The organism is Lysinibacillus cavernae (assembly GCF_009724685.1).
GTDB lineage: Bacteria > Bacillota > Bacilli > Bacillales_A > Planococcaceae > Lysinibacillus > Lysinibacillus cavernae.
The window spans coordinates 144024-159994 of sequence record NZ_WMEF01000008.1 but is presented as its reverse complement, the minus strand read 5'-3'; the positions used below and the strand labels follow the sequence as shown (position 1 = coordinate 159994).

The window sequence follows — 15971 nt, the reverse complement described above, 5'->3', positions numbered from 1 at the left end:
ATACAAACAAACGCTTTTTACCAAACTGTAATAATTGTTATGACGCTTTAAAACATGTTGCTAATTTGTCATAGTGCGCTCATAGCAGAAAAAAAAGCATGCTGGAAAATCGAAATTCTCCAACATGCAATGATGTAGTATTATTATTTTTCAAGGAATGCTTTTAACATCCAAGCATGCTTTTCAAGGGATTGATACATCGCATTAAGTAAATCCTCTGTACGATCATCCCCCTCCTCTGCTGCAAGCTCCATTGTGGAATTTAATGCTTTCATGAGTTTTTGGAAATCCGAAATCGTCGTTGCTACCATTTCCTCTGTCGTCTCATTCCCTGTTGCTTCCTCCACATAGGACAGCTCTAGATGCTCTTTTAATGTCGCCACTGGTTTACCATCCTTTGAAAGAATGCGCTCAGCAATTTCATCTAAATTAAGCGTTGTCTCATTATACAGTTCTTCAAATTTGGCATGTAGTGTAAAAAATGCGCTCCCTGTGACATACCAATGATAATTGTGCAACTTTGTATAAAGTACAGACCATGTAGCAACTAACTTATTTAATTGTTTGTTTAAGTTTTGTGTCATAATTCCTGTCTCCTCCAATGTCTCGATTATTCTAGCCATTAGTATGCGTTACAAAAGATGTTGGCTATACACATATAGTTCCCGACCGACAATATTTCAAACATGCATCATGCAAATAGATGTTCATTAAGAATATTGCAATTATTCTATTAAATTATTTCACATTCCGAAATAGTTTCGTTATAATAAGATCACTTACATGTAAAGGGGTGTCTATTAATGGAAGTTTTACCATTACGAAAAGATGTAGCAGTAGAAGAAACTTGGGATTTAACAGATTTACTAAACAATGATGCTGATTTTGAACCTACATTATCACAGCTTGTTGACGATGCACTTAGCTTCGAGCAGCAATACCAAGGAACAATTACAGATGCACAAAAAGTAATTGAAGTGTTAACGGCTTTTGAAGAATTGCAAAAAAGATTTGTTCCGATTGGCACGTATGCAAGCTTAAACCTCGAAACAGATCGCACAAATGATGTAGCACAAATGCGTGCTGCAAAATTTGGTACAGCCATCGGAAAAGTTAGCAGTGCTCTATCTTTCGTGCGCAGTGAATTACTGGCGTTAGAAGAAGCTGTTTTACAAGAAGCGGCAACCTTAAGCCCTCTTTACAAACATTATCTAGAGGAACTGTTAAAGCAAAAACCTCACCAGCTACATCCTGAAGTTGAAAAAGCACTTGCAGCATTTAGTGCTACTTTCGATGCTCCATATGAAACGTACAATACGACAAAATTAGTGGATATGAACTTTGGCGATTTTGAAGCAAATGGTGAAAAACATCCACTTAGCTTCGTCCTTTACGAAAATGACTGGGAGTTTGAAGCGAATACAGAAGTACGCCACGCTGCCTTTAAGGCCTTTTCAAGCAAGTTGCGTGATTATCAGCATACAACGGCACAAGTTTATAACACGCATATTCAACAAGAAAAAACAATGGCGGACCTACGAGGTTTTAACTCTGTTATTGACTATTTACTATTTGACCAAGATGTCGATCGTTCGCTCTATAATCGTCAAATTGATTTGATTACTAAAGAACTTGCACCGCATATGCGACGTTATGCAACATTAATACAAAAAGCCAATGACATTGACCACATGACATTTGCGGATTTAAAAATTGCCCTTGATCCTGATTATGATCCAAAACTATCAATGGCTGAGGCGAAAGAGTATGTAGAAAAGGCATTAGCCGTTATGGGCGAAGACTACAATCACTTAATGGACAGAGCCTTCAATGAACGTTGGATTGACTATGCACCTAACAAAGGAAAATCTACTGGTGCATTCTGTTCAAGCCCGTATGGAAGTCACCCTTATATATTGATGTCATGGAATGAACGCATGAATGAAGTCTTTACCCTTATTCATGAACTTGGTCATGCAGGTCATTTTGCAAACACACATGAACATCAATCTTATTTAAATAGTCGACCTTCTCTGTACTTTATTGAAGCACCCTCTACAATGAATGAAATGCTGTTAGCCAATTATTTACTAACACATAATGATGATCTTCGCTTTAAACGTTGGGTTATTTCTAATATTGTTTCGAAAACGTATTACCATAACTTTGTTACTCATTTACTAGAAGCTGCCTATCAACGTAAAGTGTATGAATTAATTGATGCTGGTGAAGCTGTCAATGCAACCATCTTAAATCAATTAAAACGTTCTGTGCTGGAAGATTTCTGGGGTGATACAGTCGACATTTCTGAAGGTGCTGAACTTACATGGATGCGTCAACCTCACTATTATATGGGTCTTTATCCATACACATATAGTGCTGGTTTAACGATTTCTACACAAGTGTCTCAACGTATTTTAAAAGAGGGAGATGCAGCTGTTGCAGAATGGTTAGCTGTGTTACAGGCTGGCGGAACAAAATCACCAGTAGAGTTAGCTCAAATGGCAGGTGTTGACATTACAACAGACCAACCGCTTCGTGATACGATTGCCTATATCGGCCATTTAATTGATGAGCTAGAACGTCTGACACTGGAAATAGAGGCTGTTCAACAACAATAGATTGTATAGAAAACGGTACTGCACTTTAAAAGTGTAGATCGTTTTCTTTTTTTAGTTCTAAGTGAACGAATACGTACATATACTAGAATCAGGGCGTCCCTCCATATTTTTTAGATATTTCAAAATAGACAATTATTTTTCTTCATACACAAGTACCGTTATTATTAAGAGTACGCAAATTATTTAGCAATATACGATTAACAATTTTCGAAGGAAGTGTTCTAATTATGGTAAAACGTAATGATCCATGCCCATGCGGTAGCGGCAAAAAATATAAAAAATGTTGTGAAGGCAAACAGCAAGTAACAGTGGAAACAGTACAAATCGAGGAATTAGAGCGTGTGCTACAAACATTTTTCTTAGAATATCCCGAACGTAAAGATGTTCGTGCGTATATCGAGCATGTGGGCACATGGCAGCCTAAATTAGAGAGTGTTCTACAGCGTGAGCTAATTGAAGCCATTGCTTTAGACGACTTTTTCTTCCATCAAGAGCCATCTATTTGGAAAAGCTACTTAAAGAAAACGAAGAAAAAGGCAGTAAGACCTTCTACTGTCAAAGTACTTGAAGACTGGTCTCAACCGACTTTATTTATTGGTACGGTGTCTGTTGTTGAGGAAAAATATTTCAAAGCTAGTCATTTACTTACAAATGAAGAGCTTTATATTCGTCGTGAAAATGACAAACCAATTCCTGAAGGTATGCACGTATTTGCCTTTATCTTACCAGATGGAACGAAGGAATCGACACATTATTTAGCTGTGTCTACACTGATTTTCTTCCCTGAAAATCATGCAAAAGTATTTGAAGAATTTAAGAAAAAATTTGAAACATCCGAGAAAAAGGTTAGCGCATTCTTAAAAGAAGAGCACCTAGCCTTCTGGGAGTTACTTGTATCAAATGGCTATAAAGGTGAGGAATTTACCAACTTTGAGAGCACTGTCCTTACGCAAGTAAAAGACTTCTTAGAGCAAAATGATCGTGATACAGCTCCGATGCTCGAGCTACTAGAAGATTATTTAATTGAAGGACAACCTACTGCTCGGAAAGAAGCGGCCATTGCTGCTGGTGCGATTCGTTATGGTCAGGAGAAAGAGCTATTTGAATCCCTTTCTATGACAGTGAAAGAAATCGCTGCGACATTCGATATTTCTGCTTCTTCTCTAACAAAGTATTACCAAGACTTAAGTAACTATGCTGAAACAAAATAATCGTTATAATTAAAGAAGCTACATTTGTTAGCGTATTGCTAATAAATGTAGCTTTTTCTTATGTGCTTGGATACTTATTTACTATAAACTTTCAAAAGCTCTTCTCCTAAAAACTGTAGCTTTTCTCCAACTGAACAGGACTCAATACAGAAACGATGAGCTCCTGGTTTACCACGGTCTTTACGTAAATGCTTGATCACTAAGCAATCCGCACAATACGTATCATGCAGTTCGTCAATATCCTTCATAACTGTCACTTTATCCATGTTGAACTCTCGCTCCTTTCACGTCCAAAATTCACTTCCTACTATTATGAAGCGTTCAAATTGAACAATCAACTATTTTGTTTGTTTAATTTTTAACAGGCACTATTTACTATCCTTGTAGTACAATTATATGGAAGTCTCATTGCAAAGTAGGGATGCTATGTTAGAAGTTTATATAGATGCTGCCAGTGCAGGAAATCCTGGTCCAAGTGGTATCGGACTATTTATTAAAGGGGAAGGTCATCATATCCAAATCAGTGAGTATATTGGTGAAACAAACAACCACATTGCTGAATTCACTGCATTAGTTCGCGGACTCGAAGAAGCACAAAAGCTAGGCCCCACCCTTGTATCCGTACGCTCCGATTCCAAAATCGTTGTCGCTTCTATGGAAAAAGAATATGTGAAAAATGAGGAATTTAAACCTTATTTGGAAAAAGCTTTATCGCTCGCCACTAGTTTTGATTTATTTTTTATCAAATGGGTGCCGGATTCACAAAACAAAGCAGCTGATGCCTTGGCACGAAAAGCGATCCAAAGCAAAAATGGCTAACACAATCCATGAGACTGTCTTTTGTAAACAGTCTCTTTTTCTTTTCCCCTTTATTCAGTTATTTACTATCCCCCAATTTAAATATTTTATGAAAAAATGCTAGAAAGTGTAGGTAATTTTCTGATTAATCCAAAACGATATTGACATAAATAATAAGCGGTGATATCCTTTAACACATTAGTAGTTTAGCAAACGAAAGTGAAGGATTATAGGGGGAAATAAATGATGAAACGTGTAGTGACTTTATTCATGCTGCTAACAGCAGCGATTGTTTTAGCAGCATGTGGTACATCGAAAGACAATACAGCAGAGAAAGACAATACAGCTGCTGACCAAGAAAAAATTATTATTGGGATTGACGATAAATTTGCACCAATGGGCTTCCGCGATGACAAAAACGACATCGTTGGTTTCGATATTGACTTAGCACGTGCGGCGGCTGAGCATATGGGCGTCGAAGCAGAATTCCAACCAATTGATTGGAAAACAAAAGAAGCAGAATTACTCAGTGGTCGTATTGATTTAATTTGGAATGGTTATACCATTACAGATGAACGTAAAGAAAAAGTATTATTTACAAAGCCTTATCTTGAAAACGCTCAAGTTGTGCTAACAAAAGTAGATTCAAAGATTTCAAAACTAAGTGATTTAGCTGGACAAGAAGTAGGTATTCAATCCCTTTCTTCTGCTGCAGATGCATTAAACGGTAACCCGATTCACAAAGAAGTGAAAAAAATTACTGAATTTGCGGATAATGTTTTAGCTTTATCAGACTTAAAAACAGGACGTATTGATGCCGTTGTCATTGATGCTGTTGTTGCAGAATATTACATGACACAACAACCTGATACATTCAAATTATTAGAGGAATCACTTGCACCTGAACAGTATGGTATTGGTGTGAAGCCAGGCAATGAAGCATTGTTGGAAAAATTACAAGCTGCATTAGACAAAATGAATGCGGATGGTACGGCTGCTGAAATTTCTACAAAATGGTTCGGTGAAGATAAAGTATTAAAGTAATGACAGGATACATCATCTGTAAGAGTTTCCTTTGTGAAACTCTTACTCTTTTTGGAGGGACATCTTTATGGCGGATTACTGGCAAACTATGATATTGCCGATGCTAGAAGGAGCGAAAATGACAGTTTTACTGTTTTTCATCGCCATTCTAGTATCGATTCCATTCGGCTTTTTGCTAACACTCGCAGTGAAAAGTCGCATTAAACCACTTTCTTGGCTTGCACATACGTATATATATATCATGCGTGGTACACCACTATTACTACAATTATTATTAATTTGCTTCGGTTTACCTATGCTGCCAGTAATCGGTGAATATTTAGTACTTGATCGTTTTGTGGCCGCTTGCCTTGGCTTTATTTTAAATTATGCTGCCTATTTTGCAGAAATATTCCGAGGTGGTCTTCTTGCCATTGATAAAGGACAATATGAGGCAGCTCAGGTACTCGGTTTATCAAAGTGGCAAACGACAACACGTGTGATTTTGCCACAAATGTTCCGCGTAGCATTACCAGCATTATCAAATGAGTCCGTTACGCTAATTAAGGATACTGCCCTGCTCTATGCGGTAGCTGTCCCAGAGTTACTGCATTTTGCGCAAACAGCCGTGAATCGTGACTTTACGATTGTGCCGTTCTTTATTGCTGGTGCTATTTATTTAGTCATGACCCTTGTCCTAACAGTGTTCTTTAAATGGCTAGAAAAACGCTTTAAATTTGAATAGAGGTGACACATATGGCATTGATGGAAGTAACAAGCTTGAAGAAATCTTTCGATCAGGTGGAAGTTCTTAAACAAATTACATTTACGGTTGAGAAAAACGATGTCATCGCTGTCATTGGTCCTTCTGGATCAGGTAAAAGTACAATGCTTCGAAGCTTAATTCATTTAGAAGAAATTGAGGGTGGCAGTATTGTAGTAGATGGCGATTATCTTGTGCAAGATGGTCATTATGCTAAACCACAGGAGATCAAAGACATAACAGCTAAAATGGGTATGGTCTTTCAGCACTTTAACCTGTTCCCCCACTTAACAGTCCAGCAAAACCTTGAAATGGCACCGAGCTTATTAAAAACAGAATCAGCTGAAGCCATTACGAGCCGTTGTCTGGATCTACTTAAAAAAATTGGACTTGCTGATAAAGCAAAGGCTTATCCAGCTAATCTATCAGGTGGCCAAAAGCAACGTGTAGCCATTGCCCGTGCCTTGATGATGAATCCTCAAATTTTATTATTTGATGAGCCAACATCTGCCCTAGATCCTGAGCTAACAGGAGAAGTACTAAAGGTAATGAAAAGCTTAGCCGAAGACCAGATGACCATGATTGTCGTAACACATGAAATGGGCTTTGCACGAGAAGTAGCGAACAAAGTCGTCTTTATGGATGGTGGCCAAATCATCGAATCCGACCATCCTGACAACTTTTTTACAAACCCACAAAACGACCGAACAAAGGCGTTTTTACAGAAGAATCTTAACTAATTTGAAAGGAGAGCAGACTTGTACTGCTCTCCTTTTTAACGTACTCGTACTATTTTAGCTATGCTTTATTTTCATCTATCCTAAATATAAATATAGCAACCCCTTCCCCACTCTTATAGGGGTGCTGCTGACAAAACGAAGAAATTACACGCTAAGCAATGTCCAATCTAAAAAAGTCGAATTCCTATACGACAAGAAATCGACTTTTTACTATGGAAAAATCTATAATGATGTTCTTACCCTAGCTGGCGTTTAAATTGTTTACTGGCGAAAAAGTAGGCGATGACCATGATACCGACACACCAGGCAACCGCGATCCAAATACCGTTGCCAACAGACCCTTCATACAAGAGGGCACGAATCGTATTCACGATTGAAGTCACAGGCTGGTTCTCAGCAAACGCACGGACAATTTTAGGCATGGTTTCAGTGGGTACAAAGGCCGAACTAATAAACGGCAGGAAAATCAGTGGGTACGAGTAAGCTGTCGCCCCTTCCATAGACTTCGCTGTTAATCCGGGAATGATTGCTAGCCATGTCAGTGCCAGTGTAAACAGCCCGAGTATCCCAGCTACCGAGAGCCAATCCAGGATACCAGCGCTGGAACGGAAGCCCATCAATAGGGCGATAAGGATTACCACAACGACAGTAAGTGCATTAGAAACAAGCGAAGTCAACACGTGAGCCCACAATACCGACGAGCGCTTGATGGGCATGGTAATGAAACGCGCCATCAGCCCACTCTTTACATCCGTAAACAGGCGTAGTGATGTGTAAGCGACGCCAGATGCAATTGCCATCAGCAAGATTCCTGGCAATAAATAATTGACGTAGTTATCTGTTCCTGTCTCAATGGCTCCGCCAAAAACGTAGACAAATAACAGCATCATCATAATCGGCGTAATCGCCACCGTGATAATCGTATCCGGGCTGCGCATGATGTTGCGCATTAAACGTCCTAGTAATACTCCTGTGTTGCTTTTCATTTACATCTCCTCCTTTGTACCGATGATTGCTAGGAAAATTTCCTCCAATGTCGGTTGCTTCTCGATGTACTCCACTTTCGCTGGTGGGAACATCGCTTTGAGTTCGGTAAGGGTACCGGTCGTAATAATTTTTCCGCCATGTAGGATGGCGATACGGTCCGCGAGTTGTTCAGCTTCCTCCAGGTACTGGGTCGTCAGCAAAATGGTCGTGCCTCCGCCTGCAAGCTCTTTGACGGTATCCCAGACTTCAATTCGTGCTTCGGGGTCAAGCCCTGTCGTCGGTTCGTCGAGAAAAATAACTGCTGGCGTCCCAATCAGGCTCATGGCGATGTCAAGCCGGCGCTTCATCCCGCCAGAATACTGGTCCGCTCGGCGGTTGGCCGCATCGCTTAGGCTGAATTTTGCAAGCAAATTGTCAGCGACTTGAGCGGGATTTGTAGCTCCCCGCAACTTGGCAATCATCATCAGGTTTTCTCGCCCAGTGAGCATGCCATCTAAAGCAGCAAACTGCCCTGTCAGGCTGATGCTCTGGCGTACATGATCTGGCTGACTATGGACGTCAAAGCCACAAACACCTACTTCACCGCCATCGGATTTCATCAGTGTTGAGAGGATGTTGACCGTCGTCGTCTTGCCCGCTCCATTTGAGCCCAGCAGCGCGAAAATTTCACCACGGCGCACCTCAAAATCCACCCCCTTTAAAACTTCCTTGTCTTTAAAGGATTTCTTTAACCCTTTTACAGAAATCGCACCATTGTTCATACTTTTTTCCTCCTTTTAATAAGCATCTTGTAAAGCTAGGTTGCCTCTACTTAGTCAGACTGATAATCTGTATAACTTAGTACTAAGGTAAAAAAATAACTGAATAGCTAAGGTGGTGTTCATTCACATTGTAATCAACTATTCAGTCGGTATTATCTGTTGAATTTACTTTTTTCCTAATTGCTTCATAATACTCTCGTTCAAATCTTCACGATACTTGGCGATATACGTTTTAGCGTTTGCCACTAGTTCATCGGCAAAGGACGCCACGTCGTCCCCAGTGATTTCTAGCACCTGTCTGCCTTCCGCCGCACCGGCTTCGAACAAATCGATTAATTCATACTGCATGTGTAGCATATCCATCCCGTTACCAGTCGAGAAATTCCACATGTAGTTTTGAATTTTTTTAAATACAAACTGGTATTCCTCTGGAAGGGCTTCAACCCGTGCCATCATCATCTTGTACTCTTTTTTATCACCAATCAATTTTTTGAACATTTCTATCATGTTATTTTTTCCTCCTTTTTTATAAAGCTGAAAAAGACACTCCAAAAATATTGGATGGAATATCATATGAAGCTAGTTTGACTTCAGAACATTAATTTTTGATGATATAAAATCCCATTTCTCCCAAAATAATTTAAGTTCATGGCGACCAGCTTCATTAAGTGAGTAAAATTTGCGGGGTGGCCCCATATCTGATGGTTTCTTCTCTATACTCACCAGTTTTTTCTTCTCTAAACGTACGAGGATGGTGTAGACCGTCCCTTCCACAACTTCGGTAAACCCAAGATCGTTCAAGCGTCGGGTGATCTCGTAGCCATAGGTTTCATGACGGCTGATGATTTCCAGCACGCAGCCTTCCAGCGAACCCTTCAGCATTTCGGTTAAATTTTCCATATTTACAACCACCTCTATTTTGTCTGACTTATATTCAGTAACACTTAGTACCGGGGTAAAATTTTTTTCTCAACAGCTTTTAGGAAATCAAGCTATTAAGTATTACTTACTACAACTATATAGTAACACCGAGTAGATTTGGTGTCAACCATTTTTCTGAAAATTATTTCGATACCCCTTTTAACGATATTTCAACAATAAATACTCTACCTAAAGACTTGTTAATGTACAAACACAGTAAGCCTCCCCGACAAACAAAATGAGTTTGAGAACGCTTAATGTGTTTTTCATTTAAACCATTTTGATAGTACTTGTAAATCCCTCTCCTTATACATTCAATAAAAATCGCCCAATTCACTAAGTCTTTTCACTAAAAGATTTTCTATATCTTCATTTAATGGTAATTGTTCAGATGAAAATGGGGCTAATTGTAAATTTCCTCCGATCATAACTGAATACTTAGCATGTTTAAACATTGTAATATCATTTGAATCATTACCGAATGCTATGTATTCCTCTTCATCAATAGCCAATTGTTGCAATCCACTCCATTTGTCTACTCCGCTTGGACTTATATCTAAAATTCCCTCGTTTGCATGTGTGTGAACTACCACATTGATTTGATTAAGTCGTTGCTCAACTTCTTCCATATTATTAGAAGTAAGAACTAAAATTTTCACAATGGACTGCAATTGATCAAAATTAACTTTTTTCGCACGCCCTTGTGGATCGAGATTAGTCAAAATAGGATGTGTAACTGGCCCCGTATAGGCATAATCCCAATCACTATCTATTAAATACGAAGCATTGTATGCGCTTAGTATTTGGCTTATTGATGAAATCTTATCTTTATCAAAACAAATCATGGATATTATTTTCCCTTTTATGGCAACCATGGATCCATTCCCACCAATCATTGGGTATTGGTGAAAACGTTCATGTAAGACGGGGAGTAAATCACGTATTGGTCTAGCTGAAGCGAATATGACTTCATGCCCTTTGATTACTAAATTTTCTAATGATCCCAGTATCTTTTCAGAAACAGGCTGGCCTTTAAAGCAAATTGTCCCATCTAAATCGAACACAAATTTCATTTTTTCACCCCTAGAATTCTATTCATATACATAGCATAACAGCTTATTTTATAATAAAAAGGACATGTGTCCTAAAAGGAGCTTTTATATGAATTTTATTCAAGACTCAAAACTACTTGAAAATAAATTAAGAGAATATCATCTTGAAGAAATATTTGGCAAAGAAAAGCAACACCCCTTTACACTACAGCAATATCGACAACATGAAATTATTTTACATGAAGGTAGTCAACTGGAATCACTATTGTTTTTAGTGGAAGGAAAAGTGAAAATAACATCAAGTGTTGCAACCGGGAAATCACTTTTACTAAGATTTGTCCAACCTTTTTCCATTATTGGCGATATTGAATTGATTCGAAACGTTCCTGTCCAATCGCAAGTTCAAGCAGTTAGTGCATGTTTATTGATTGGACTACCATTTGCTTATATAAAACAATATGAAATGGATAATCCGAAGTTTTTGCATATACTTTTGGAACACGTAAGCTATAAGCTACAAACATGTACAACAGCTTCACGTGTAAACTTATTAGCATCTGTAGAAAACAAGTTTGCGAGTTACCTTATGTCCACCATTTCTACCGAACCCGATGACAGCTTTGGAATGGAGCTAAAAACTTCGAATATACAAGAAATTGCAGATTTACTTGGTACAACATATCGCCATCTTAATCGAGTTATTTCCGCTCTGACTGAAAAGAAAATTATTGAAAGAAATAAAAATTCAATTCAAATTTTAAATTGGAATGAATTAGAAAAAGTGTCTAATGGCATTCGGTATAAGTAAGATCGATAACATACTAATCTCCATTTCCATAAAACTTCTTTTTTCTCACAACTTAATCAATTTATAGAAAAACAGTTGGGGCAGCCCCAACTGTTTATATATTCACTACTTTTTTCGGTTTGATCTTTGCTAGACGTACTACATAAATAATAAAGACAACTCCAAGTAAGCTTGCACCTGATAAGTAGACAGAAGCATAGCCTGCCTGTACGGCTACCATTCCTAAAATATAGGAACCTAGTGCAATACCAAGGTCAAACATCGTAAAATAGGTAGCTGTTGCGTAGCCACTTCGCTGGATGGCCGTGGATTGAACGGCTAATGCTTGCAAGCTTGTCGTAACAGCTCCGTAGCCAAAGCCTACAAAAATAGCCGCGCATAAAAACCGTACTGGCCCTTCCACAAATGCTAGCATAACCAGACCAATTGCGAAGGAAATAATGCCAGGAATAATAACAAATTGCGGTCCCTTTGTATCGTAAAGTTTACCAGTATAAGGACGTGTAATTAACATGGCTGCGGCAAACACTGCATAAAAGAGACTTGCCACCGCCATTAAATCCTTTTGCTGTGCATAGACCGATAAAAAGGATAACACAGAAGCATAAGAAAATGCGACTAAGCTTGCAATCGCTGCAACGGGTAGTGCTTTACGTTCAAATAAATCATCAAATTTAAAGGTTAATTTTCCTCCATGTGCAGGTTGCGGTAAATCATCGGTATTTACCGTTAGTGCTAAAATCCCTCCTGCTAGTATACAAATACTCATAACAATGAATAATACGTTAAAGGTACTATATTGAATTAATAATAAGCCGATGAACGGTCCAATTACGACAGCTAGATTCGTAGACATCGTGAAATAACCTAGCCCTGCCCCTTTTCGTTTTGCAGGAACGATATCTGCAGCTAAAGACCCTGCGGCTGTTGTAATAATACTAAAGAAAATCCCTTGAATAAAGCGAAGGCCAAGTAAAAGTCCGAATGGATGAATAAATAAATAGAAGACTGTACAAACAAAATAACCTACTATAGATAGGACTAACAGTTTTTTCTTACCAAATACATCTAATAATTTTCCTGAAAACGGTCGTACAATAATGGCTGATAATAAAAAACCTGACAATAATAGTCCCGCTTCCTTATCTGTCTGATGTAGTTCGCCTATGGCATAGAGTGGCAAAGTCGTTACTAGTCCATAAAAAACAAAAAATACTGAGATATTTGTTAAAAAGAGACTAATGAAACGCTTCGTCCATATTTGTGTATTCTCTTCTTGCTGCATGACAATCAACCTTTCATTTTTTCCAGTAACTTAATAAATTGATGCTGCTCCTCAACAGTTAATGATCCGACCATTTCTTCTTCAAATGCTATAATGGTTGCTGTGATGGCTGGCAAGCGCTCCTCTGCTTGTGCCGATAAGGTCACAATTTTTTCACGCTTATCCTCCCCATCTAATCGTTGCACCCAGCCCAATGTTTCAAGTCGTGTAATAGCTCTTGTGATACTTGGCGCTTCCACATTCAAATATTTCCAAATTTGCGTTAAAGTCATTGGCCCGTTTTTATGTAAGCAATATAAAATGGTCCACTGTGAGCTATATAGTTGATGTTGCTTCAATACTTCATTTAAGCAGTTCGTTAAATACCGACTTTTTTGAAATAAAGCATGGAATATTGGATTCATCATGTCTACCTCCTGAAATTTATTTACCTAGCTAAATAATTACTATACGCTTCATTTTTTTCTTTGTAAAGCCAGTAAATTGGAAAGGTTGCGCTACCGTTAGCAGGAAACTTTTTGCAAGTGTCGAATAAAGCTAGTAGATTCACAATGTAAAGGAGATGGAATCATGGGGAAAAAGGTTTTAATACTAGCGGGAGATGCAGTGGAGGCTTTAGAGGTTTTTTATCCTTATTATCGTTGTCTTGAAGCAGGCTATGATGTCATAATCGCAGCACCGTCAGCAAAGAAATTACAAACCGTATTACACGATTTTGTAGATGGCGTCGATACATACATCGAGCGTCCCGCCTATGGTTTAGAGGCACATGCCTCATTTGCAGATGTTGATCCAACACAATTTGATGGGCTAATAATCCCTGGTGGGCGTGCGCCAGAATACATTCGGTTGAATGAGCATGTCCCAGCACTAGTGAGTCATTTCTTTGAAACCAATAAACCAATTGCTGCTGTTTGTCACGCAGCTCAAATTTTTGCAACCATTCCTAATGTACTAAAAGGGCGTGAGCTAACAGCCTATATTGCCTGCAAGCCAGAGGTGCAAGTGGCAGGGGCAACTTACATTGATGCAAATCTTCATACAGATGGCAATTTAGTAAGTGGTCATGCATGGCCAGACTTACCAGACTTGATGCGTGAATTTATTCAAAAACTAGAAAGTTAAAGAGAGAGGATGCCTAAAATTGGGCATCCTCTTTTTATGAAGTACTTTCTTGTAATTCAATTTTCTCCACTTCTTGCGTTGTGGTTAGATAGCTTATTCTTACATAGACACCAAATTCCTTGTCAGGTTGCTTGAGCCAAAGCTTAAACTTTTCAATGGTTGACGACCCATGAACTTCTTTGCCCTCGTGCAAATAATCAATAATCTTGGCTGTGGGATATTTCGCCTTTACCTCCTTTATGGCCAGTTGTCCCCACTTTGCATAGGCAGGTGTTTCTTGTTGAGCATGTGCAACCATTGGGATTTGCACGGATACAGTAAGATAAACAAAAAGAAGCCCAAGTAAATAGAATTTTTTCACTTGAATCACTCCCTTTTTGACTGTATAAAGCAGTAAATAAAGCAAAAGATAAGAGCTTCAAAGGGTTGATAACCTTACTTTAGGAGCAATTTTTTACTATTGCTTTGGTTGTTGAGGATTATTATGAATGACTTGGTTAAATTCTGCTGAGTATTCTTCACGATCGTTCTTTTTATGTGTATCTTCCTTCTTTTTCTTTTTGAAGCTCGTTTTTCCTTTTTTCGCCATGACCATTACCTCCACTATTTTGTTTTATTAGACTGTTGGTTTTTATCATGATTCGTTTTATTGTCTTTATTTTTAGCCTTCGCATCAAATTCTGCAGCGAACTCTTCGTTCAAATTGTCATTTGGGTTGTTATTATTACTATTGCTTCGATCTAGGTCTTTGCTTTTGTAGGTTCCATAAGGATTATGTGTTCTCATGTTCATTGTTTTACTGTTGTTTCGATTATTACGTTTGCCCACGTAAATTCACCTCCTACCATATAATTTGTTCAGCTAGATGTATTTTATGTAGGGTATTTTTTTCAACATATTTGCAAAAAAAAATGAACATGACTAAACTACATTAGTCATGTTCATCCTTTTCTGTCTCTAGACAGTTGTATACTCTGTAATATTTAACAATGCTCCGACGGCTCCTGAAAAGCCATGATCGTTAATAAAGACAGGTGTATGTTTCTTTGTGCGTGTATAATTTGCAATCACTCGGGTAAGATGATCATTATTACTTAGAGTCGATCCAATGTAAACGATATGTTGAGCATTTTTTTCTTCTGCATATTGAATGCTCAGTGTTGTAATAACTTCGCCTACAAGTCCCTGAACTGTCGCAATAATATCCTCAGCTGGGTGCTTCATCGATTGAGTGATCCCTACTTTACCAAAATTACTGGCAGTTAAATGACCGTCAATTGGTGTATCCATCCCCTGATAAATGTCCTTGACCAATAAATCAATACTTTCACGATGACCATTGGCAGCCATTTCGCGTATTTCATTGTAATCTGTAATACCTGTTGTAAGCGCTGACAAACCTATTAATGTTCCGCCACCAACGCCTGTCCCGCCAACGCGAATATGTGTATTATCTTCCATATAATGAATGGAAGTACCTGTCCCAATATTAGTAATCATACTACGCTCAAAATAATATCCTTCTTTATTTAGCAAAAATCGGACACCCTTTAAAGTAGCTTCAAATTCCACTATATAATGAATCGATTTCATTGTTTTAATGACATCAAGTAATTGCTCTGTACGTCCCCCCGTAACACCAATATCCTCAATATCTGGATGATCAATAATCCATTTTGTCACAGATTGCAAATCATTAGACTGGAAGGTTGTTAGAACAAGTTCGTTGTTTTTATCTAAATAAGCAACCTTTGTCAATGTGCCACCTGCATCAATACCTATAGCCTTTGGCATACAATTCTCCTTTGTTATTATTACGTAACTTCCTCATACAATGATTACGGTTTACGCTAAGATTCAGGCAATTCATAAAATT

At 38.4% G+C, this 15971-nt stretch carries 21 protein-coding genes; 8 read left to right on the top strand and 13 right to left on the bottom strand.

The genetic code is table 11. The features are described from left to right. Positions 1-143 precede the first annotated feature (143 nt). Complete coding sequence (locus GJU32_RS16010) at positions 144-584, bottom strand: Dps family protein (protein WP_155592960.1); 441 nt, start codon at positions 582-584, stop codon at positions 144-146. Between the two features lie 219 nt (positions 585-803). Between GJU32_RS16010 and pepF the strand changes: the two genes are divergently transcribed. Beyond that, positions 804-2621, top strand: a complete 1818-nt coding sequence (gene pepF, locus GJU32_RS16005; protein WP_155592959.1) for an oligoendopeptidase F — start codon at positions 804-806, stop codon at positions 2619-2621. Between the two features lie 227 nt (positions 2622-2848). Then, complete coding sequence (locus GJU32_RS16000) at positions 2849-3832, top strand: SEC-C domain-containing protein (RefSeq protein ID WP_155592958.1); 984 nt, start codon at positions 2849-2851, stop codon at positions 3830-3832. Positions 3833-3906: 74 nt separating this feature from the next. On the opposite strand, the gene GJU32_RS15995 is transcribed toward GJU32_RS16000, so the two are convergent. After that, the gene (locus GJU32_RS15995) at positions 3907-4098 is read right to left on the bottom strand and encodes a zinc-finger domain-containing protein (protein ID WP_155592957.1); all 192 of its coding nucleotides are present in this window, start codon (positions 4096-4098) and stop codon (positions 3907-3909) included. Positions 4099-4258: 160 nt separating this feature from the next. Between GJU32_RS15995 and GJU32_RS15990 the strand changes: the two genes are divergently transcribed. From GJU32_RS15990 to GJU32_RS15975, 4 genes are all read left to right on the top strand, one after another. Beyond that, positions 4259-4651, top strand: coding sequence for a ribonuclease HI family protein (locus GJU32_RS15990; RefSeq protein ID WP_155592956.1), 393 nt, complete (start codon positions 4259-4261; stop codon positions 4649-4651). A 225-nt stretch (positions 4652-4876) separates the two neighbouring features. Beyond that, the gene (locus GJU32_RS15985; RefSeq protein WP_155593014.1) at positions 4877-5674 is read left to right on the top strand and encodes an amino acid ABC transporter substrate-binding protein; all 798 of its coding nucleotides are present in this window, start codon (positions 4877-4879) and stop codon (positions 5672-5674) included. 67 nt (positions 5675-5741) lie between these two features. After that, on the top strand, positions 5742-6398 hold the full coding sequence (locus GJU32_RS15980) for an amino acid ABC transporter permease (RefSeq protein WP_155592955.1): 657 nt from the start codon (positions 5742-5744) through the stop codon (positions 6396-6398). Between the two features lie 11 nt (positions 6399-6409). Then, a complete protein-coding gene (locus tag GJU32_RS15975; protein ID WP_155592954.1) occupies positions 6410-7156 on the top strand; it encodes an amino acid ABC transporter ATP-binding protein in 747 nt (248 codons plus the stop codon). Between the two features lie 236 nt (positions 7157-7392). On the opposite strand, the gene GJU32_RS15970 is transcribed toward GJU32_RS15975, so the two are convergent. From GJU32_RS15970 to GJU32_RS15950, 5 genes are all read right to left on the bottom strand, one after another. After that, positions 7393-8142 carry an ABC transporter permease gene (locus GJU32_RS15970; protein ID WP_155592953.1) on the bottom strand — a complete coding sequence of 250 codons (750 nt, stop codon included), beginning with the start codon at positions 8140-8142 and terminating at the stop codon, positions 7393-7395. Beyond that, entirely contained in the window at positions 8143-8904 is a 762-nt protein-coding gene (locus GJU32_RS15965) for an ABC transporter ATP-binding protein (RefSeq protein WP_155592952.1), read from the bottom strand. Between the two features lie 165 nt (positions 8905-9069). After that, entirely contained in the window at positions 9070-9411 is a 342-nt protein-coding gene (locus tag GJU32_RS15960) for a DUF1048 domain-containing protein (protein ID WP_155592951.1), read from the bottom strand. A 72-nt stretch (positions 9412-9483) separates the two neighbouring features. Next, positions 9484-9804, bottom strand: a complete 321-nt coding sequence (locus GJU32_RS15955; protein ID WP_155592950.1) for a PadR family transcriptional regulator — start codon at positions 9802-9804, stop codon at positions 9484-9486. 335 nt (positions 9805-10139) lie between these two features. Continuing rightward, entirely contained in the window at positions 10140-10898 is a 759-nt protein-coding gene (locus GJU32_RS15950; RefSeq protein WP_155592949.1) for an HAD-IIB family hydrolase, read from the bottom strand. Positions 10899-10986: 88 nt separating this feature from the next. On the opposite strand from GJU32_RS15950, the gene GJU32_RS15945 reads away from it, so the two are divergent. Further along, complete coding sequence (locus GJU32_RS15945; RefSeq protein WP_155592948.1) at positions 10987-11685, top strand: Crp/Fnr family transcriptional regulator; 699 nt, start codon at positions 10987-10989, stop codon at positions 11683-11685. A 94-nt stretch (positions 11686-11779) separates the two neighbouring features. On the opposite strand, the gene GJU32_RS15940 is transcribed toward GJU32_RS15945, so the two are convergent. Next, the gene (locus GJU32_RS15940) at positions 11780-12970 is read right to left on the bottom strand and encodes an MFS transporter (RefSeq protein ID WP_155592947.1); all 1191 of its coding nucleotides are present in this window, start codon (positions 12968-12970) and stop codon (positions 11780-11782) included. 5 nt (positions 12971-12975) lie between these two features. After that, positions 12976-13374, bottom strand: a complete 399-nt coding sequence (locus GJU32_RS15935) for a MarR family winged helix-turn-helix transcriptional regulator (protein ID WP_155592946.1) — start codon at positions 13372-13374, stop codon at positions 12976-12978. Positions 13375-13540: 166 nt separating this feature from the next. On the opposite strand from GJU32_RS15935, the gene GJU32_RS15930 reads away from it, so the two are divergent. Beyond that, complete coding sequence (locus GJU32_RS15930) at positions 13541-14095, top strand: DJ-1/PfpI family protein (RefSeq protein WP_155592945.1); 555 nt, start codon at positions 13541-13543, stop codon at positions 14093-14095. Between the two features lie 34 nt (positions 14096-14129). On the opposite strand, the gene GJU32_RS15925 is transcribed toward GJU32_RS15930, so the two are convergent. The 4 genes from GJU32_RS15925 to coaW all read right to left on the bottom strand — a co-directional run bounded on the left by GJU32_RS15925 (position 14130) and on the right by coaW (position 15889). Further along, on the bottom strand, positions 14130-14456 hold the full coding sequence (locus GJU32_RS15925) for a DUF3889 domain-containing protein (RefSeq protein ID WP_155592944.1): 327 nt from the start codon (positions 14454-14456) through the stop codon (positions 14130-14132). A gap of 96 nt (positions 14457-14552) precedes the next feature. Beyond that, the gene (locus GJU32_RS23625) at positions 14553-14684 is read right to left on the bottom strand and encodes a hypothetical protein (protein ID WP_274381824.1); all 132 of its coding nucleotides are present in this window, start codon (positions 14682-14684) and stop codon (positions 14553-14555) included. A 14-nt stretch (positions 14685-14698) separates the two neighbouring features. Next, a complete protein-coding gene (locus tag GJU32_RS15920; RefSeq protein ID WP_155592943.1) occupies positions 14699-14923 on the bottom strand; it encodes a hypothetical protein in 225 nt (74 codons plus the stop codon). A gap of 129 nt (positions 14924-15052) precedes the next feature. Next, positions 15053-15889: a type II pantothenate kinase gene (coaW, locus tag GJU32_RS15915; RefSeq protein ID WP_155592942.1), complete on the bottom strand. Its 837-nt coding sequence runs from the start codon at positions 15887-15889 to the stop codon at positions 15053-15055. Positions 15890-15971: the final 82 nt, after the last annotated feature.